Consider the following 18,041-nt stretch of genomic DNA (forward strand, 5'->3'; position numbering starts at 1 on the left):
GTCCCGGTGTGACAGGCCCGACACAGGGGTTTGGCGGGCGGTCCGCCGACTCCGCGTGTGTGGTGTTGACCAGGCGCGGGGGCGGCGCATACGTTGCAGCGGAGGAAAGCGCTTGCTGACGCGCTCGCTGCATCCGGAGGAGTGCTGATCACGCCCATGTCCACACCCGCCACCCGCCCCGGGGCGTCCGAGCCCCTGGCCCCCTTGGCCGGCCGACGCGTCAGGGCCGCCGTGGTCGGCGCCGGTGCCATCGGCCGCGGCTCGCACTTCCCCGCGCTCGCGCGGCTCGCCGAGGAAGGCGAGACCGAGGTGGTCGCGGCCGTTGACATCGATGCCACCGCCGTCGAGTCCTTCTGCGCCGAGGCCGGGATCCCGCACGCCTACACCGACCTGGAGCGGATGCTCCGGGAGCAGCGGCCCGACCTCGTCACCATTTGCACCCCGCCCACCCTGCACCGCGCGCAGACCGTCGCCGCGTTGCGGGCCGGCGCCTGGGTCTGGTGCGAGAAGCCGCCGGTGCCGTCCCTGGCCGACTTCGACGCCGTCGAGGACGAGGAGGGCAAGGACGGCGGGCCGTACGCCTCCATCGTCTTCCAGCACCGCTTCGGGTCGGGCACCCGGCATGTACGTCGGCTGCTCGCGGAGCAGGCCATGGGACGGCCGCTCGTGGCGCACTGCCAGACCACCTGGTACCGCGACACCGCCTACTACGCCGTGCCCTGGCGCGGGCGCTGGGCGACCGAGGGCGGCGGACCCGCCATGGGGCACGGCATCCATCAGATGGACCTGCTGCTCGATCTGCTGGGACCGTGGCGCGAGGTCAAGGCCATGGCCGGGCGACTGGTCCACGACGTGGAGACCGAGGACGTCTCCACCGCCCTGGTCCGCTTCGAGAACGGCGCGATGGCGACCGTCGTCAACAGCGTCCTGAGCCCCGACGAGGTCAGCCGCATCCGCATCGACTGCGAGCGCGCCACCGTCGAACTCACCCACCTCTACGGGCACTCCAACGACAACTGGCGCATCACGCCCGCCCCCGACGTCCCGGGGGACCAGGCCGCCGCCTGGCGGAACTTCGGTCCTGACGTGCCGAGTTCGCATCAGGAGCAGCTGCGCGAACTGGTCGCGAGCATGCGCGCCGGTGAACGCCCGCGCAGCAGCGGCACCGACGGGCGCACCAGCCTGGAGCTGATCACCGCGCTCTACAAGTCGGCGTTCACGGACACGACCGTACGGGCCGGCGAGATCGGCCCCGGTGACCCCTATTACACGGCGCTGCACGGCGGTGCCCCCGGCTGGGCGCCCGTGGCGCGCGAGGAGGTGTCGGCATGACCGGCCTGCGTATCGTCCATGCCCACGGCGACCGCGTCACGGTGACCGAACCGGCCACCGGCGTCGAGCTGTTCAGCTACGTCTACCGGCCCGAGGCGGCCTGGGAGGCGCCGAAGCCCTACCTCCACCCGATCAGGACGCTGGCCGGCGACATCGTCACGGACTACCGGCCCAACGACCACCGCTGGCACAAGGGCCTCCAGTTCACCGCCTCGCATCTGTCGGGCCAGAACCTGTGGGGCGGCAACACCTACGTCCACGGCGAGGGGTATCTCGAACTCCCGGAGCGGGTCGGCTCGATGGCGCATGTCGCCTTCGACGAGCTCTACGCCGACGAGGAGCGCCTGGTCATCGCCGAACGGCTGACCTGGCACCCCCACAGCGGTGAACTCTGGGCCGACGAACGGCGCCGGATCGAGGTGCACGACGTCGACGTGGAGTCGGGCTCGTGGGCGCTGACCTGGACCAGCGCGGTGACGAACCGCCGCGACGAGCCCCTGCTGTTCGGCAGCCCGACCAGCCACGGGCGGTCGGCGGCCGGCTACACCGGTCTGTTCTGGCGCGGCCCGCGCGCCTTCCGCGACGGCCGCATCATCGGCCCCGAGGGCGAGGGCCCCGAGCTGATGGGCTCCCAGGGCCCCTGGCTCGCCGTCTCCGGAGAGCACGACGGCACGGACGGCCACGCCACGGTCGTCTTCGAGCACGCCCCCGAGAACGACCAGGCCGGCGCCGAGGGCGCCCACCCCGCCCACTGGTTCGTGCGCAACGAGCCGTTCGCCGGGATCGCCCCCTCCTTCGCCTTCCACGACGAGCTGGTGCTCGACCCCGGCGACACGCTCACCCGGCGCTACCGGGTCGTCGTCGCCGACGGGGCATGGGAACGGGAGGAGATCGCCAAGTACCTTGAGGCGCGGCCGTGGTGAGCGCCGAGGGTTTCGGCGGACTGCCGGGCGGGGTCGCCGTCTCGCACCTTTCCGTCTACGACTGGCCCGCCGAGGCCGACGGCCACGGCCGGGTGTGCGGCGGAACTCCCCATATGCACCTGACCTGTTCGGAGGGGTACGTCGTCACCGGCGGGCGCGGCGCGGTGCAGACGCTCACGACGTCCGGGTACGAGGTCACCCCGCTCACGGCCGGAACCGTCGCCTGGTTCACGCCCGGGACCATCCACCGGCTCGTCAACCAGGGCGAGTTGCGCATCACCGTCCTCATGCAGAACAGCGGGCTGCCCGAGGCGGGCGACGCCGTGCTCACCCTGCCGCCCCGGTACCTCGCCGACCCGGAGACGTACGCCGCCGCCACCGCCGTCCCGGCCGACGCGCCCGAGGCGGAACAGGAACGGGCCGCCCGCGCCCGTCGCGACCTCGCCCTGGAGGGCTACGAGGCGCTGCGCTCCGCGAAGGGCCCGGAAGCGCTTGCCGCCTTCCACCGGGCCGCCGCCGCGCTGGTGCTGCCCCGGCTCGCGGAATGGCGCGAACGCTGGGAGCGGGGCGCGCGGGCCGCCGCCGAGGCCACCCGGGAGCAGCTCGACCGGCTCGGCCGGGGCGACTTCTCCCACCTCGCCGACGCCGTCGTACGGGCCGAACAGCCCGCGCAGCACGGCAGGTTCGGGATGTGCGGGCGGCTGGACGTGTACCGGGGGACCGGCTGAGACCGAGGGGTTCCGCGACCCTGCCGGGCGCGTCACGGTCCCGCCCGTCGCGGTCCGGCCCGTCAGCGGGCGCGCAGGTGGTGGCGCTTGCGCCAGGCCACCACCGCGCCGCCGAGGGCGGGCAGGGCGATGCAGGCCATCGCGATCAGGAAGGCCGGAGACGTGGGGCTGGAGGCCCGGGCACCGGCGACGACGTACGCGGCGGTGTTGGGGAGCGAGCCGAGCGCCGTCGCGAGCAGGAACGGGGTCCAGCGCATACGGGAGACGGCGGCGCAGTAGTTCACGCCCCAGAACGGCAGTCCCGGGAAGAGCCGGGCCGCCATCATCGAACGGAAGCCGTGCCTGCTGAGCTGGCCGTCCGCGGCCCGCAGCCACCGGCCCCGCAGCAGCGGGCGCAGCGCGTCCTGGCCCAGCACCCGGCCCAGGCCGAAGGAGATCCCGGCCCCGAGCACCGTCCCCGCCAGCGCCGCGCCGGTGCCCAGCTGGGAGCCGAACAGCGCGCCCGCCGCGAGGTTGAGCAGCGGGCGCGGCACGAACGCCACGCTGCACAGGCCGTAGGCCGCGGCGAACACCAACGCGGCCGTGGCGCCGGTGAGTTGGGGTGGCCAGCCGTTGGAGAGGAGCCGCTGCGGGTGGAAGAGCAGCACGCTCGAAGCCGCCCCGGCGAGCAGCACGAGGAGCAGCGACAGGCGGGACCACGGCGAGAGCAGGGCTCTTGTGCAGCGCGCGGCGAGGCCGGTCGGGGCGACGGACGGCTGAGGCGTGACGGGGACGGTCACGACGGCGGCGCGCTCCGTGGCGGTCATCTGGGCCGGGGCCTGGGGAATGGCCGTGGCGGTGCCCCCGGAGCGGGCGGTGGCATCGGCGAGCATGTCGGCGACCCTAACCGACCCGTGTATGTGATCGCCGTATGGTTCGTCTCATGAGCGTCACAGGTGCGGGCACCCCGAAAGTGCCGGGAAGTGTTCTCGCCGACACCGTGCTGGAGCGGCTCACCGCCACGTACGCCGCCGCGGCCGACCCGGAACGGGCCGTACCGATGCGTGCCTACATGAAGGACGTCGCGCCCTTCCTGGGGCTGACCACGCCCGTACGCAGGGCTTTGTCCCGCACGGTCCTGGAGGGCACGCCCCGCCCCGACGAGGCCGACTGCGCCGCGGTCGCGCTGCGCTGCTGGCAACTGCCGGAGCGCGAGTACCAGTACTTCGCCGTGGACTACCTGCGCCGCCATGTGAGGCACTGCACGTCCGGCTTCCTCCCGGTCGCCCGCCATCTCGTCTCCACGAACCCGTGGTGGGACACCGTCGACGCCCTCGCCGCCCACGTGGTGGGAGGCCTGGTCGCCGCCGATCCGGGGCTGCGGGCCGACATGGACGCGTGGATCCTCGACGAGGACCTGTGGGTCGCGCGCACGGCCCTGCTCCACCAACTGCGCCACAAGGAGCGCACCGACACCGAACGCCTCTTCGCGTACTGCCTGAGCCAGTCCGGGCACCCCGACTTCTTCATCCGCAAGGCGATCGGCTGGTGCCTGCGCGAGTACGCGAAGACGGACCCGGAGGCGGTACGCGGGTTCCTGGCGAGGGAGAAGGGGCGGTTCGCGCCGCTGTCCGTGCGCGAGGCCCTGAAGAACATCGGGGCCTGAAGGGCCCGAACTCCCCGGCCCGCGTAAATCGTTCGACGCGGGGCAAAGCGTCGGCAATGATCGGAGCCATGTTCCGGTACGCCTTCCACCTCGCAGCATCCGCGGTCGCGGATGCCCCGAAGGCTGCCGCTGCCGTGCCTGTTCCGCTCCTCGCGGCCGACGGCGCCCGAAGCTGACCCTCTCCGGATCGTCCGGCGGACCCCGCAGGGGGAGGGTCGGTGAGTCCTCGGGGTACCCGCATTCCACTTCACCAGGCTTCGAGGTACCGCCATGTCCAAGACGGCATACGTCCGCACGAAACCGCATCTGAACATCGGCACGATGGGCCATGTCGACCACGGCAAGACCACCCTGACCGCCGCCATCACCAAGGTCCTCGCCGAGCGCGGCGCGTCCACCTTCGTCCCGTTCGACCGGATCGACCGGGCGCCGGAGGAGGCCGAGCGCGGCATCACCATCAACATCGCGCACGTCGAGTACGAGACCGACACCCGGCACTACGCGCACGTCGACATGCCCGGCCACGCCGACTACGTCAAGAACATGGTCACCGGGGCCGCGCAGCTCGACGGGGCGATCCTCGTCGTCTCCGCGCTCGACGGGATCATGCCGCAGACCGCCGAGCACGTGCTGCTCGCCCGGCAGGTGGGCGTCGACCACATCGTGGTCGCGCTCAACAAGGCCGACGCGGGTGACGAGGAGCTGACCGACCTCGTGGAGCTGGAGGTCCGCGAACTGCTCACGGCGAACGGCTACGGCGGCGACGCCGTCCCCGTCGTCCGGGTGTCCGGCCTCAAGGCCCTTGAGGGGGACCCGCGTTGGACGGCGTCGATCGACGCGCTGCTCGACGCCGTGGACACGTATGTGCCCATGCCCGAGCGGTACCTGGACGCGCCGTTCCTGCTGCCGGTCGAGAACGTGCTCACGATCACCGGGCGCGGGACCGTCGTCACCGGGGCGATCGAGCGCGGCACGGTCCGGGTGGGCGACCGGATCGAAGTGCTCGGGGCCGCCGTCGACACGGTGGTCACCGGCCTGGAGACCTTCGGCAAGCCCATGGCGGAGGCCCAGGCCGGCGACAACGTGGCGCTGCTGCTGCGCGGGGTGCCGCGCGACGCGGTCCGTCGCGGGCACGTTGTCGCGGCGCCCGGCAGCGTCGTGCCCAGCCGCCGCTTCTCCGCGCGGGTGTACGTCCTGTCGGCGCGCGAGGGGGGTCGTACGACCGCGGTGTCGACCGGCTACCGGCCGCAGTTCTACATCCGGACCGCGGACGTGGTCGGGGACATCGACCTCGGTGCGGTGGCGGTCGCGCGGCCCGGGGACACCGTCACGATGTCGGTGGAGCTGGGCCGGGAGGTCCCGTTGGAGCCGGGGCTCGGCTTCGCGATCCGTGAGGGCGGCCGGACGGTCGGCGCGGGCACGGTGACCGAGGTCGGCTGAACGGACGGGGTGCCCGTCCCCAAGGGGTGCCCGTCCCCACGGGGGCGGGCACCTTCGCGCGTGCGCGGGCGAGCGGTGCCGCCCCGCCCGCGTCCCCCCGCCCGGCCCCGGCACAATGGACCCGTGAACGAGCCGACACCCGTGGACGAGTCGATACCGGCGCACGAGCCGGTTCCCGTGATCCGGGAGGTCGATCACGGGACCGCCAAGCTGATGCCCGACCTGGACCGGGCGCGGGCCTGGCTGCTCACCGTCGACGGGGCACCGCAGTCCTATGTGGACCTGGACGCGCCGACGCACCTGGAGTTCGAGTACACGCGCCGGCTCGGGCATGTGCTGGACACCGTCGCGGAGCCGGCCCGCCCGCTGGACGTGGTGCATCTGGGCGGTGGAGCGCTCACCCTTCCCCGCTACCTGGCGGCGACCAGGCCCGGCTCGCGGCAGGACGTCGTCGAGGCGGACCTGGGACTGCTGCGGCTGGTCGCCGAGCAGCTGCCGCTGCCGGACGGCGCCGCGATCACCGTGCACGGCACCGACGCCCGGGCCTGGCTGGAGGCGGCACCGGACGGTTCGGCGGACGTCGTCGTCGCGGACGTCTTCGGCGGGACGCGGGTACCGGCCCACCTGACCTCCGTGGCGTACGCTCGCGAGGCCGCACGGGTGCTGCGTGCCGACGGGTACTACCTCGCCAACCTCGCGGACTCCGCCCCCTTCACGTTCCTGCGCTCTCAACTCGCCACGTTCGGCGCGGTGTTCGGGGAGCTCGCGCTGATCGCGGAACCGGGGGTGCTGCGCGGACGCCGGTTCGGCAACGCGGTGCTCGTCGCCTCCCACCGGCCGCTCGACACCGTGGCCCTGACCCGGCTCGTGGCCTCGGACGTCTTCCCCGCGCGGCTCGAACACGGGCTCGCGGTAAGGGAGTTCATCGGCGACGCGCGGCCCGTCCGGGACGCGGACGCCGTACCGTCACCCGAGCCCCCCGACGGAGCGTTCGGGATCGGCTGAGCCGTTCACGGCCTTCGGCTCCTCCTGGCCGTGCGGTCCGGTGCGCCGCCGCAGGTTCCGTACCTCCGGCACGCACAGCGCGACCGCCGTGACCAGCGCGACCAGGGCGGTGCAGCCCCACAGGGCCGCCGTCCGGCCGAAGGCCGACTCCGCGGGGCCCGCCGCCGCGGCGGCCACCGGCATCAGCGCGATCGACCCGAACCAGTCGTAGGCCGCGATCCGGGAGAGCTTCGACTCGGGGATCTCCTGGTGCAGCGCGGTCATCCACGACACCCCGAACACCTCTACGGTCGCTCCGGCGACGAACATCACCCCGCACAGGACGCCCACCGGCACCGGTATCGCCAGCGCGGCGGACGGCAGGGCCAGCGGGAAGATGCCGAGCATGCCCGCGAGGAGCAGCCGGCGGGGTTTCCACCTGGTCATCAGCAGGGCACCGGCGACCGTGCCCGCGCCGAACGCGGCCAGGGCCAGCCCCCAGGGACCCGCGCCGCCGAGGCTGTCCCGGGCGACGAGCGGGCCGTAGACACCGTCGGCCGCGCCGACGACCGCGTTGGCGACGGAGAACGCCAGCACGATGGACCACAGCCAGGGGCGGCCGACGAACTCCCGCCAGCCGTCGCGCAGATCGGCCAGCATCCCGCCGCCCGGCGCGCGCGGCGGGATGTGGCTCACGTCGAGGAAGGCGCGCAGCGCCCCGGCGACCGCGAACATCGCCGCGTCGAGGGCGAGCACCCAGCCGGGGCCGACCGCCGCGACCAGCGCGCCGCCGAGTGCCGCGCCGCCCAGGGACGCGCCCTGCATCGCCATCCGGAACACCGCGAAGGCCCGGCCCGCCTGCTCCCCGCTCACCGAGGACATCAGCATGCCCTCGGCGGCCGGACCGAAGAACGCCTGCCCGGTGCCGCCGAGCGCGGTCAGCAGCATCATCTGCCACAGCCGTGGCTCACCGGCCAGCACCAGCACCGCGAAGGCCGCCTGCGACACACAGCTGAGGGCGTTGGCCGCGACCATCACCCGGTGCCGGGGCACCCGGTCCGCGAGCGCGCCGCTGATCAGCAGGAACACCACCAGCGGCAGCGTGCGCGAGGCGGCCACCAGTCCCACGTCGCCGCCGTCGCCGCCCGCGTCCAGCACCGCGAACGCGGCGGCGATCAGCGCGCCGCTGCCACCCAGTCCGGTCGCCACCGCGGCGGTGGTCAGCAGGGTGTAGTTGCGGCCCGCCCACTCGGGACGGCGTGGGTGGCGGGGGGCGGCGGTGTCGTTCACCGGCCGACTATCGCCGCCCGCGCCACCGCCTGCCAAACCATTTGCCGCCAGAATCCGGCCAACCGGCCGGACGTCAGCCAGTGCTGCCCGTCGGATCCCCGTGCAGCCGTACGGTGCTGAGGATCTTCTGGATCGTCGCGTCCGGGATCTCCTCGCTGACGCCCTTGGCGCCGTAGAGCGTCCAGGAGACGAAGTCGCCCGCCGAGTTCTTGAAGGCGAACGTGGTCGCCTTGCCGTCCGTGGAGCACTTGCCGGACTTCGGCACACCGCTCGTGTACGAGGTGGCGACGCTGCCGACGACCCCCGACTTCGTCGTGTACGACTTCGCCGCGCCGATCTTCAGGTACTTCTTGGACGAGTCCTTCTGGTCCGTGTACCCGCCGAACGCGAACGCCGCCGCGTCACCGCGCGCGGTGCTCGCGGTGTCCTTCGCGCCGTCCTCGCCCTTGGTGCCGCTGGACGCGAGCGACGAGGTCTCCTTGGTGCCGTCCTTGTTGTCGTCGGACTCGCACCAGTCCTGCTTGAGATAGGCGGGCGCGGAGAACCCGATGTAGGGGGAGCCGTCGCCCTTCTGCTCGTCCTCGAAGAAGGTGAAGGTGCCGGGCTTGCCCACCTCCCAGTCGGCGGGGACGTCGAAGGCGGTGCCGTACTTCTGGTTGACGACGACCTTCCAGCCCGCGATGGTCGGCTGCTCGGTCTCGCCGCCGCGCGGGTTGTCGTCCGAGCCGGAGGAGGAGGCGCTCGGGTCCGCGGATGCCGAGGGCGACCGGCTCGACGTGTCCTTGCCGCCGTCCGCCTTGTCGTCCTTCTTGCCGCCCAGGACCAGGAATCCGGTCACCGCGGCGGCCACCACGACGGCTGCGGCGGCGACGATCGCGACCAGCTTCGTGCGGTTTCCGCCGCCCCCGCCCTGCGGCGGCTGCGGTCCGCCGGCGGGGCCGGGAGCACCCCACTGAGGCTGCTGCCCATAGGGGTTGGGCTGCTGGTAGCCGGGTTGCTGATACGGATTCGGCTGCTGGTACCCCGGCTGCTGGTACGGGTTCTGCTGCGGGTTCTGCTCGCCCCCGGGCGGCTGCTGTCCTGGCCACATGGGCAGTAACCCTAGTGCGGCCCGGGACACGGTGGGGTCACCGGGCCTTGTCAGGGTCGTACCAACTCGGGGACCGGTCGGTGTTTGCCGGCGCACAGGTCTGGCCCGGATTGACTACCCGTGGGTAACATACGGCTCATGAGCGCAGACCAGATGTCCATAGGCGAGTTGCTCGCCGCCACGGTGCCGATGGTTCGGACCCTGAACCTGGAGTACCTGGAGACCAGTCCGGAGCGGGCCGTGCTGGCCCTGCCGGACCAGAGCGAGTACCGCAACCACGTCGGCGGGCCGCACGCCGGTGCCATGTTCACCCTCGGCGAGTCCGCCAGCGGCGCGATCGTCCTCGCCGCCTTCGGCGACCAGCTCTCGCGGGCCGTGCCGCTCCCGGTCAACGCCGAGATCGCGTTCAAGAAGATCGCCCTCGGCCCGGTGAAGGCCACCGCGACCCTCGGCCGTCCCGCCGCCGACGTCGTCGCCGAACTCGACGCGGGCACGCGCCCCGAGTTCCCGGTGACCGTCGCCATCCAGCGCGAGGACGGCGCCGTGACGGGCGAGATGACGGTCGTCTGGACGCTCCGGCCGAACGGCTGACCGGCACGGGACAGCAGTGAGGGCCCGGTCGCCGCGTACCGCGTGACCGGGCCCTCGCGCGTGCGGAGTTCAGGCCGCGAACCGCTCGCTCTCGTGCCCGTTCTCGTTCTCGTGCTCGCTCTCGGCGGGTGCCGCGTCCTCCAGTCCCGTCACGAACTCCTTGAGCCAGGAGACGAATTCGGGCCCCAGGTCCGGGCGGTCGCAGGCCAGCCGCACCACCGTGCGCAGATAGTCGGCCTTGTCGCCGGTGTCGTAGCGCAGGCCGTCGAAGACGACCCCGTGGACCGTGCCGTCACCGGCCAACTCCTGGAGGGCGTCCGTGAGTTGGATCTCGCCGCCGCGGCCGGGCGGGGTGCGCTCCAGGGTGGGGAAGATCGCGGGGTCCAGGACGTAGCGGCCGATGACGGCGTAGCGGCTCGGCGCGTCCTCGCGGGAGGGCTTCTCGACCAGGTCGGTGACCCGTACGACCCCGTCCTCGCCGGTCGGTTCGACGGCCGCGCAGCCGTAGAGGTGGACCTGTTCCGCCGGGACCTCCATCAGGGCGACCACGCTGCCCGCGTACCGCTCGCGGACCTCCAGCATCCGGCTGAGCAGGGTCTCGCGCGGGTCGATCAGGTCGTCGCCGAGCAGCACGGCGAACGGCTGGTCGCCGACGTGATGGCGGGCGCACAGCACCGCGTGGCCCAGGCCCAGCGGGTCGCCCTGGCGGATGTGGTGGATGTCGGCGAGGCGCGCGGGATCGCGTACGGCGTCCAGGCGCACGGTGTCGCCCTTGGCGGCCAGGGCCTGTTCGAGTTCGAAGGCGTGGTCGAAGTGGTCCTCGATGGCGCGCTTGTGCCGGCCGGTGACCATCAGGATGTCGTCGAGACCGGCCGCCGCGGCCTCCTCGACGACGTACTGGATCGCGGGCTTGTCGACGACCGGGAGCATCTCCTTCGGTGTCGCCTTCGTGGCGGGCAGGAACCGCGTGCCGAGCCCGGCGGCCGGCACGACCGCCTTGCGGACCGTGGGGACGGGGGCGGACGCGGAGCTGGCTGAAGAGTGGGGGGCGATCATGCGGATCATGGTGGCCCACGGTGATTTGAGCACCCCGGGAGAAACCTCGGAGTTCCCTGTGCGACTCCCTTAGTCGTCGGGAGAGTTGGAGATTTCGTGGAGACGCCTGTGGATACCGTCGGTAACCAATCTGAATTCATCGCGTTTTGAACAACAGTCACCCCAACTTCTTGTTTCCTGTCAGGGGCTTGTGCGAGTGTGAGCCACCTCATGAGGTCGGCCGTGAGAAGGCAATGGTCAGGGTCGTTTCTGACATCTCATAGGTATGCACCAATCAAGCACCTGCTTTCCGATGGTCGGGCATTCGTGTGCCGTCCCGCGGCTTGGAAGGAAATGGTCCCGTGCAATCCCCCTACCCCCCACGACCGCCGTTCCCGCCTCGCCCCGGATCGAGTCCGGGGGAGTCGGACCGCAATCTCGTGGCGCAACTCGGCGACAAAGGCGCGGGCACCCGTGCCGTCGCCCTGCTGCTCGCGCGCCACTGGCAGGCGACAAGTGAATATGCGGCCATCTGCCTCGCCACCGCCGGGACTTCGGCGTCCATGGTGGCGGGCGCCGCCTTCCACCAGGTACTCGCCGGCCGGGTGACCGGCGGCGCCCTGCGCCCCCAACTCCTTGTGGCGGTAAGGGAGATGGTGAAGAAGTGGGCCGCCGACGAACGAATTCCCGCGCTGTTGCCGGAACTTCGCAAACCCACGGGCGCCCGCGGTCTGCGCGCGGCCAGGCCCGGCACCGCCGAAAGGCGGAAGCTCGCGGAACGCGCTTTCGGCAGGCTCCCGGGCGCCTCCCAATGCCTGTTGTGGCACACCGAGGTCGAGGCCGAACCCATATCCGTACCGGCCGGTCTGCTGGGCGTTGACGAGGCCACCGCGAGTGCCGCGCTGGAGCAGGCGCGGGAACAATTCAGGGCGGGCTGCGTCCGCGCCCACCTGGAACTCGCGCCGACCCCGGAATGCCGCTACTACCACCGTCTCCTCGACGTCCCGATCCGTCGCGGCGGCAGCCTGTTGCCCGATGTGCAACGCCATCTGATGACGTGCCGCTACTGCCGTTTCGCGGCCGAGCAGTTGAGCCATTTCGACGGCGGCCTCGAAGTGCTGCTCGCCGAGACCGTCCTCGGCTGGGGCGCCCGCCGCTACCTCGACTCGCGGCCCGGCCGGGCCACACCCGAGACCGCCACCCGTGCCACCCGCCGCCCGATGGGCCGCCACCGTCCCACCCCGGACGGTCTGCTCGCCTTCCCGCGACGGCACCCCAAGGCCGCCGCCGTGGGCGTGGGCCTGACCTCCCTCGCGCTGCTCGCGACCGTGCTCGTCGCCAAGGGCTGGTCCCAGGGCGGCACCCCCGACCCGCGGGTCACCTGGGGTGCGCCCAGCGGCAGTTCGACCCGCCAGAGCCCGGTCGCGGTGCCCTCGTCGGGCGGCGCGGAGTCGGCCGCCGGCGCGGTCGGCGAGGGAGCCGTCGGCGGGGACGTCGTCCAGCAGGGTGCACTGCGCGCCCTCGCCTCCGGGCTCTGCCTTGACGTGTCCGGCGGGCGGGTGCGGTCCGGCGCCGCCGCCACGCTGGCCGCCTGCTCCACCGCCGGATCACAGCAGTGGTCGTACGACCAGGACGGTCTGCTGCGCAGTCTCGACGATCCCGGGCTGTGCCTCGCCGCCGACACCACCAGGGGCACGGTCGCGCTGGGCGGGTGCCTGGTGCACGCGGGCGAGGTGCACTACGACCTGACGGTGCGGGGCGAGTTGCTGCTCCGCTGGCGGGCGGGGCTGGCCCTCGCTCCGGCGGACGGGAGGAAGGGCGCGCGAATCGTGCTGGTGGGCCGCGACGGGTCGGCCGGGCAGCGCTGGGCGCTCGGATCCGCCGCCGATACGGGGACCGGGGGCGGCGGACCGGCGGACGGCCGGGGGCCGCAGGGCGGGGGCGGCACGCCTCGCGGCGACGCTCCGTCGCCGCCCGAGGGCGGTGTCGTTCCGCAGTCGCCCCCCACCGATGTGCCCCGGCAGGACCAACCGCAGCACAGGCCCCGCGCCGCGCAGGTCGCCTGCTGCGAGGACCCCGCGCCGCAGCCGGTGCCCGTGTCGGTGAGCGAAGCCGCGGCGCCGGTGACCGGAGCCGTGCAGCCGGTGCTGACGGCTGTCGGGGATGTCGTGAACACTGTCACCGGCACGGTCGCCGGCGTCCTCACCGGGCTCGCCCCGGCCCGGCATTGAACCGGCGGCCCGGCGTTGCATTGGAGGTAAGGTAAGGCTAACTTTACCTAGGGGGTTTCGCATGGCAGACACCGCAAGCGCCCCGGCGTCCGGGTGGACGCTCACCGGAGTGCGGCTCGGCGCTGGTGGACCGCCCGCCCGGCTGCGGGTGGCGGACGGCAGGATCACCCATGTCGTCCCGGAGACCGACGCGACCGCGGACGTCCCCGGGACCGACGGCGGACCCGTCCTCGATCTCGGCGCGCGGGTGCTGCTGCCCGGCCTGTGGGACGCCCATGTCCACCTCGCGGAATGGGCGAGCGCCCGGCACCGGCTGGACCTGGCCGGAACGGACTCCGCGCGGGCCGTGACCGACCTGGTCCGGCAGCAGGCCGGCGCGGACGACGGCACGGTGCTCTACGGCTACGGGTTCCGCGACGGCCTGTGGCCCGACGCCCCGGACAAGGCGCTGCTCGACGCGGTGCTGCCCGGCCGGCCGGTCGCGCTGGTCAGCGCCGACCTGCACGCCGCGTGGTTCAACTCGGCCTGCCTCGCGCTCGTCGGCCGCGCCGACCACCCCACCGGACTGATCCGCGAGCACGAGGCCCACGAAGTCCTCGCCGCCCTCCCCACCACCCCGGCCGACGTGCTCGACGGCTGGATCGAGGAGGCCTGCGCGGCGGCTGCCGCGCGCGGGGTCACCGGCGTCATCGACTTCCAGTTCGGTGACACGGTCGCGGACTGGGAACGCCGCGCGGCCCGGTTCCGGCCCGCCGTACGCGTGTCGGCCGCGGTGTATCCGAGTCATCTGGACGCGGCGATCGAGCGCGGGCTGCGGACCGGGGACGCGATCGGCGGTCTGGTCGGCGTGGGCCCGCTGAAACTCTTCACGGACGGCTCCCTCAACACCCGCACCGCCCTGTGCCGCGACCCCTACCCCGGCCTGGAGGGCACGGACGGCGCCCACGGCATCGAGCAGACCGCCCCCGGCGAACTGGTCCGGCTCATGCGGCGGGCCGCCGCGCACGGCATCGAACCGGCGGTGCACGCCATCGGCGACCGCGCCAACACCGTCGCCCTGGACGCCTTCGAGGCGGTGCGCTGCCGCGGCCGGATCGAGCACGCGCAGCTGCTGAGCCCCCAGGACCTCCCGAGATTCGCCGAGTTGGGAGTGATCGCGGGAGTCCAGCCCCGGCACGCGACGGACGACCGTGACGTGGCGGACCGGCACTGGGCCGGACGGACCGAACGCGCCTTCGCCTACCGCGACCTGCTCGCCGCCGGCGCCCGGCTGGAGTTCGGCTCCGACGCCCCGGTCTCGCCCCTCGACCCGTGGCTCGCCATCGCCTCGGCGGTCAGCCGCACCCACGACGAACGCCCCGCCTGGCACCCGGAGCAACGCCTCTCCGTCCGGGACGCGTTGGTCGCCGCGGCCCGTGGCCGCCGGCGCATCAGGGTCGGCGACCCGGCCGACCTGGTGGTCGTGGACACCGACCCGCTGGACGCCGATCCGGACACCCTGCGCGGGATGCCCGTGCACGCCACGATGACGAACGGCCGCTGGACCCATGGCCCTTACTGAGCCGGTCCGGTGTCCCGAGTCCCCCTCGACGTCCGACGACCGGTGAGAGGCCGACACGCATGCCGTCATCCGACATGATCCCGTACGACATGCCGGGCCCCGCCGCCCTGCCCCCGGACCGCACCGGCTGGTCCGTCGACGCGCGCCGGGCCGCCCTGGTCGTCCTGAACGTCCAGAACCACTTCCTGCACGTGCTGCGCGAGTCCTCCGCGCCGGTCGGGCAACTCCTCACCGGAGTCGGCCTGTTGACGGAGTCCGCGCGGGCCGCGGGCATCCCCGTGCTCTACACCCTCAAGACCGCCGAGCGTGAACCGGACGGGCGCGAGAGCAGTTTCGGGCATCCGCGGCTGCCCGGCGGCGAGGACTCCCGGGACATCGCGGACGCGATCCGGCCGCAGGTCGGCGACAGCGTGCTGGTCGCCAAGCGGTTCAGCGCCTTCGCGGGCACCCGACTGCGGCGCAGGCTTGCGGAGTTGGGGCGCGACCAGCCGGTGATCGTCGGGGTGTTCGCACGCACCCAGGTGCTGCTGACCGCCGCCGACGCCTGGATGCAGGACATGGAGCCCTTCGTCGTCGCGGACGCGGTGGCCGACCGGGCGCACGAGGACCACCGGATGGCCGTGGACTGGATCGCGGCGACCTGCGGCGCGGTGCGGACCGTACGGGGCGTCGTGGACGTGTTCGGTGAGCCGGTGTCCCGACGCCGTTGACCGCAGGCGGACTCGGTGCCACCCACGCAGCGGACTCGGCGCCTCCCACGCAGGAGAAAACCCCGGGCCCGGAAGGGACCGTACCCTCCGGGCCCGGGGAGTCGTGGCGGGTCAGACGGCTACCTTCGTGGCCCGCACCGAGCGGTGGATCTCCTCCGCCCGGACCGCGACCGTCGACAGCAGGGTGCTGGTCAGCCCGTGGGTGTGCTCGGTGCCGCCCTGGAGATAGAGCCCGGCGGACACCTCCGGGACGGTCTCGACCCGGTGGTCCCGGCCCACGCGGATCTCGTCCCCGTCGTCCCTGAGGCAGAGCTTGGCCGCCTCGCCGAGCAGCGAACCGAGGTCGCGCGGCCGGTAACCGGTGGCGAGCACCAGCACATCGGCGGCCAGGACCTGCTTCTCGCCGGTGGGCAGGAACTCCACGGCGACGTCGAGACCGCCGTCCGCCCCGGGGTCCACGGCACGGACCCGCGAGACGTTCAGGAAGCGCAGCCGCTCCCGTCCCGCCACCTTCTCCCGGTACGCGGTGGCGTACAGGGCCTCGATCAGGTCCATGTCGACCACCGAGTAGTTGGTGGAGCGGTGGTAGTCGAGGAGCGACTGCTTGACCTCGGAGGGCGCCGAGAAGTACACGTCCACCGCCTCCGGGTCGAAGATGCGGTTCGCGAACGGGCTGTCGTCGGCCGGGGTGTAGCCGTACTTGGCGAACACCGAGCACACCTCGGCGTCCGGGAAGGTGCGGTGCAGATAGTCGACCGCCTCGGCGGCGCTCTGGCCCGCGCCGAGCACCACGGCCCGCCGCACCGGCTGTCCCGCGGCGGCGAGTTCGGTCGCGCGGGGGATCAACTCGCTGTTGTGCCAGAGCCGTTCGCCCAGTTCAAGACCTGGCGGTACATGCGGTTCGAGTCCCATGGCCACGCTGATGTTGCGGGCCCGTCGGGTCACGGTCGCGCCGTTCGCCGCCGGGTCCCGGCTGGTGACGTCGAAGAAGGCCACCTCGCCGTCGTCGCCGCGCACCGGGTCGACGGAGACGACCTCGCTGTCGTAGGACACGAGGTGGGAGACGCGCTCGGCGGCCCACTCGAAGTACTCGTGGAACTCCACGCGCAGCGGGAAGAGGGTCTTCTGGTTCAGGAAGTCGATCAGTCTGCCCTGCTCGCGCAGGAAGCAGAGGAAGCTGTAGTCGCTGGTGGGGTTCCTCAGTGTGACCAGGTCCTTGAGGAACGACACCTGCATCGTGGCGTCGTCGATGAGCATGCCCCGGTGCCAGCCGAAGCGCGGCTGGCGTTCCAGGAACAGGGCGTTGAGACGGCTGTCTGCCGGAAGGCTCTTGTTGTGCTCCTCAACCGCTATGGACAGAGCGAGATTTGACGGACCGAATCCGATTCCGAGTATGTCGTGGACCACTTCGGAATCCAGTAGCGGTGACTTCACCGTGGCATCGCCTCCCTCAGGCAGCCCAATGCTAGATAAGGTAAGGCTTACCTTGCAATGAGTCGTTGAAGGGAAGGACCGTCATGCGGGTCGTCATGCTCGGCTATCAGACCTGGGGTCACCGCACGCTCCAGGCGCTGCTGGACTCCGACCACGAGGTCGTTCTCGTGGTCACCCACCCGAAAAGTGAGCATGCCTACGAGAAGATCTGGGACGACAACGTCGCCGAACTCGCCGAGAAGAACGACGTCCCCGTCCTGCTGCGCAACCGCCCCGACGACGCCGAACTCCTCGACGCCGTACGGGAAGCACGGCCGGACATCATCGTCGCGAACAACTGGCGCACCTGGCTGCCGCCGGAGCTGTTCGACCTCCCGCCGCACGGCACGCTCAACGTCCACGACTCGCTGCTGCCGTCGTACGCGGGCTTCTCGCCGATCATCTGGGCGCTCCTGAACGACGAGCCGCGCGTCGGCGTCACCGCGCACCGCATGAACGGCGAACTCGACGCCGGGGACATCCTGATCCAGCGCTCGGTGCCGGTCGGCCCCACCGACACCGCGACCGACCTGTTCCACCGGACCGTCGACCTCATCGCGCCCATCGTGCGCGAGTCGCTCGACCTGATCGCCTCCGGCCGCGACGCCGGCCAGTGGGTGCCGCAGGACCGCAGCCGCGCCAGCTTCTTCCACAAGCGCTCGGCCGAGGACAGCCGGATCGACTGGAGCTGGCCCGCGGAACGCCTGGAGCGCCTCGTACGGGCCCAGTCGGACCCGTACCCGAACGCGTACGCCTTCCACCGCGGCGAGCGGCTGAGGATCGTCTCGGCGGCCGTCTCGGAGGGACGCTACGGCGGCACCCCGGGCCGGATCTTCATCCGCGAGGGCGACGGCGTGGTCGTCGTGGCCGGCCCGGAGGCCCACAACGGGCGCGGGCGCGGCCTGTTGGTGCGCCGGGTGCGCACGGACGACGGCACCGAGTACGCGGCCGGCGACTACTTCCGCACCATGGGCGGGTACTTGAGGTCCCGGCCCTGACGGGCCGTGC

The 18,041-nt window shown here is 72.5% G+C and carries 16 protein-coding genes; 11 read left to right on the top strand and 5 right to left on the bottom strand.

Annotated elements, in window-relative coordinates; all coding sequences use genetic code 11:
* The first annotated feature begins 156 nt into the window (after positions 1-156).
* Genes ACIQPR_RS38330 through ACIQPR_RS38340 form a run of 3 tightly spaced genes read left to right on the top strand, consistent with a single transcriptional unit; the run spans position 157 to position 2,983 of the window.
* A complete protein-coding gene (locus tag ACIQPR_RS38330) occupies positions 157-1,332 on the top strand; it encodes a Gfo/Idh/MocA family protein (protein WP_403658401.1) in 1,176 nt (391 codons plus the stop codon).
* Positions 1,329-2,255 carry a PmoA family protein gene (locus ACIQPR_RS38335; protein WP_403658404.1) on the top strand — a complete coding sequence of 309 codons (927 nt, stop codon included), beginning with the start codon at positions 1,329-1,331 and terminating at the stop codon, positions 2,253-2,255. The genes ACIQPR_RS38330 and ACIQPR_RS38335 overlap by 4 nt, the downstream gene beginning before the upstream one ends.
* Complete coding sequence (locus ACIQPR_RS38340) at positions 2,249-2,983, top strand: cupin domain-containing protein (RefSeq protein ID WP_403658407.1); 735 nt, start codon at positions 2,249-2,251, stop codon at positions 2,981-2,983. Before ACIQPR_RS38335 ends, ACIQPR_RS38340 begins: the two co-directional genes overlap by 7 nt.
* Positions 2,984-3,045: 62 nt before the next feature.
* Here the strand turns inward: ACIQPR_RS38340 and ACIQPR_RS38345 are convergent, their stop codons facing one another.
* Entirely contained in the window at positions 3,046-3,855 is an 810-nt protein-coding gene (locus tag ACIQPR_RS38345; protein ID WP_403658410.1) for a TVP38/TMEM64 family protein, read from the bottom strand.
* 50 nt (positions 3,856-3,905) lie between these two features.
* On the opposite strand from ACIQPR_RS38345, the gene ACIQPR_RS38350 reads away from it, so the two are divergent.
* From ACIQPR_RS38350 to ACIQPR_RS38360, 3 genes are all read left to right on the top strand, one after another.
* Entirely contained in the window at positions 3,906-4,628 is a 723-nt protein-coding gene (locus ACIQPR_RS38350) for a DNA alkylation repair protein (protein ID WP_403658413.1), read from the top strand.
* Between the two features lie 270 nt (positions 4,629-4,898).
* A complete protein-coding gene (tuf, locus tag ACIQPR_RS38355; protein ID WP_403658416.1) occupies positions 4,899-6,068 on the top strand; it encodes an elongation factor Tu in 1,170 nt (389 codons plus the stop codon).
* Between the two features lie 213 nt (positions 6,069-6,281).
* A complete protein-coding gene (locus ACIQPR_RS38360; RefSeq protein ID WP_403658914.1) occupies positions 6,282-7,073 on the top strand; it encodes a spermidine synthase in 792 nt (263 codons plus the stop codon).
* Here ACIQPR_RS38360 and ACIQPR_RS38365 read toward each other — a convergent pair.
* Together ACIQPR_RS38365 and ACIQPR_RS38370 are read right to left on the bottom strand one after the other, a co-directional pair.
* A complete protein-coding gene (locus tag ACIQPR_RS38365) occupies positions 7,035-8,342 on the bottom strand; it encodes an MFS transporter (protein WP_403658419.1) in 1,308 nt (435 codons plus the stop codon). The two genes, ACIQPR_RS38360 and ACIQPR_RS38365, sit on opposite strands and share 39 nt — an antisense overlap.
* A gap of 73 nt (positions 8,343-8,415) precedes the next feature.
* Complete coding sequence (locus tag ACIQPR_RS38370) at positions 8,416-9,432, bottom strand: hypothetical protein (RefSeq protein WP_403658422.1); 1,017 nt, start codon at positions 9,430-9,432, stop codon at positions 8,416-8,418.
* 153 nt (positions 9,433-9,585) lie between these two features.
* Here ACIQPR_RS38370 and ACIQPR_RS38375 point away from each other — a divergent pair, with 153 nt between their 5' ends.
* Positions 9,586-10,023, top strand: coding sequence for a DUF4442 domain-containing protein (locus ACIQPR_RS38375; RefSeq protein WP_403658917.1), 438 nt, complete (start codon positions 9,586-9,588; stop codon positions 10,021-10,023).
* Between the two features lie 69 nt (positions 10,024-10,092).
* Here ACIQPR_RS38375 and galU read toward each other — a convergent pair whose 3' ends face one another.
* On the bottom strand, positions 10,093-11,079 hold the full coding sequence (gene galU, locus ACIQPR_RS38380) for a UTP--glucose-1-phosphate uridylyltransferase GalU (RefSeq protein ID WP_403658424.1): 987 nt from the start codon (positions 11,077-11,079) through the stop codon (positions 10,093-10,095).
* A 419-nt stretch (positions 11,080-11,498) separates the two neighbouring features.
* On the opposite strand from galU, the gene ACIQPR_RS38385 reads away from it, so the two are divergent.
* The 3 genes from ACIQPR_RS38385 to ACIQPR_RS38395 all read left to right on the top strand — a co-directional run bounded on the left by ACIQPR_RS38385 (position 11,499) and on the right by ACIQPR_RS38395 (position 15,560).
* Positions 11,499-13,289, top strand: coding sequence for a ricin-type beta-trefoil lectin domain protein (locus ACIQPR_RS38385; protein WP_403658920.1), 1,791 nt, complete (start codon positions 11,499-11,501; stop codon positions 13,287-13,289).
* Positions 13,290-13,350: 61 nt separating this feature from the next.
* Complete coding sequence (locus ACIQPR_RS38390; protein ID WP_403658427.1) at positions 13,351-14,850, top strand: amidohydrolase; 1,500 nt, start codon at positions 13,351-13,353, stop codon at positions 14,848-14,850.
* A 59-nt stretch (positions 14,851-14,909) separates the two neighbouring features.
* The gene (locus ACIQPR_RS38395; protein WP_403658430.1) at positions 14,910-15,560 is read left to right on the top strand and encodes an isochorismatase family protein; all 651 of its coding nucleotides are present in this window, start codon (positions 14,910-14,912) and stop codon (positions 15,558-15,560) included.
* Positions 15,561-15,671: 111 nt separating this feature from the next.
* Here ACIQPR_RS38395 and ACIQPR_RS38400 read toward each other — a convergent pair whose 3' ends face one another.
* Positions 15,672-16,994, bottom strand: a complete 1,323-nt coding sequence (locus ACIQPR_RS38400; protein WP_403658432.1) for a lysine N(6)-hydroxylase/L-ornithine N(5)-oxygenase family protein — start codon at positions 16,992-16,994, stop codon at positions 15,672-15,674.
* A gap of 83 nt (positions 16,995-17,077) precedes the next feature.
* Between ACIQPR_RS38400 and ACIQPR_RS38405 the strand changes: the two genes are divergently transcribed.
* Positions 17,078-18,031 carry a methionyl-tRNA formyltransferase gene (locus ACIQPR_RS38405; protein WP_403658435.1) on the top strand — a complete coding sequence of 318 codons (954 nt, stop codon included), beginning with the start codon at positions 17,078-17,080 and terminating at the stop codon, positions 18,029-18,031.
* Positions 18,032-18,041 lie beyond the last annotated feature (10 nt).

It is taken from the genome of Streptomyces sp. NPDC091280 (genome assembly GCF_044768565.1).
In the GTDB taxonomy this organism is placed as follows: domain Bacteria; phylum Actinomycetota; class Actinomycetes; order Streptomycetales; family Streptomycetaceae; genus Streptomyces.

Excerpts from the sequence above, each read along its gene's own strand:
- ACIQPR_RS38330 (WP_403658401.1), top strand. The coding sequence starts at position 157 with ATGTCCACACCCGCCACCCGCCCCGGGGCGTCCGAGCCCCTGGCCCCC.
- ACIQPR_RS38335 (WP_403658404.1), top strand. The coding sequence starts at position 1,329 with ATGACCGGCCTGCGTATCGTCCATGCCCACGGCGACCGCGTCACGGTG.
- ACIQPR_RS38345 (WP_403658410.1), bottom strand. The coding sequence starts at position 3,855 with ATGCTCGCCGATGCCACCGCCCGCTCCGGGGGCACCGCCACGGCCATT.
- ACIQPR_RS38350 (WP_403658413.1), top strand. The coding sequence starts at position 3,906 with ATGAGCGTCACAGGTGCGGGCACCCCGAAAGTGCCGGGAAGTGTTCTC.
- tuf (WP_403658416.1), top strand. The coding sequence starts at position 4,899 with ATGTCCAAGACGGCATACGTCCGCACGAAACCGCATCTGAACATCGGC.
- ACIQPR_RS38360 (WP_403658914.1), top strand. The coding sequence starts at position 6,282 with ATGCCCGACCTGGACCGGGCGCGGGCCTGGCTGCTCACCGTCGACGGG.
- ACIQPR_RS38370 (WP_403658422.1), bottom strand. The coding sequence starts at position 9,432 with ATGTGGCCAGGACAGCAGCCGCCCGGGGGCGAGCAGAACCCGCAGCAG.
- ACIQPR_RS38375 (WP_403658917.1), top strand. The coding sequence starts at position 9,586 with ATGTCCATAGGCGAGTTGCTCGCCGCCACGGTGCCGATGGTTCGGACC.
- galU (WP_403658424.1), bottom strand. The coding sequence starts at position 11,079 with ATGATCGCCCCCCACTCTTCAGCCAGCTCCGCGTCCGCCCCCGTCCCC.
- ACIQPR_RS38390 (WP_403658427.1), top strand. The coding sequence starts at position 13,351 with ATGGCAGACACCGCAAGCGCCCCGGCGTCCGGGTGGACGCTCACCGGA.
- ACIQPR_RS38395 (WP_403658430.1), top strand. The coding sequence starts at position 14,910 with ATGCCGTCATCCGACATGATCCCGTACGACATGCCGGGCCCCGCCGCC.
- ACIQPR_RS38405 (WP_403658435.1), top strand. The coding sequence starts at position 17,078 with ATGCGGGTCGTCATGCTCGGCTATCAGACCTGGGGTCACCGCACGCTC.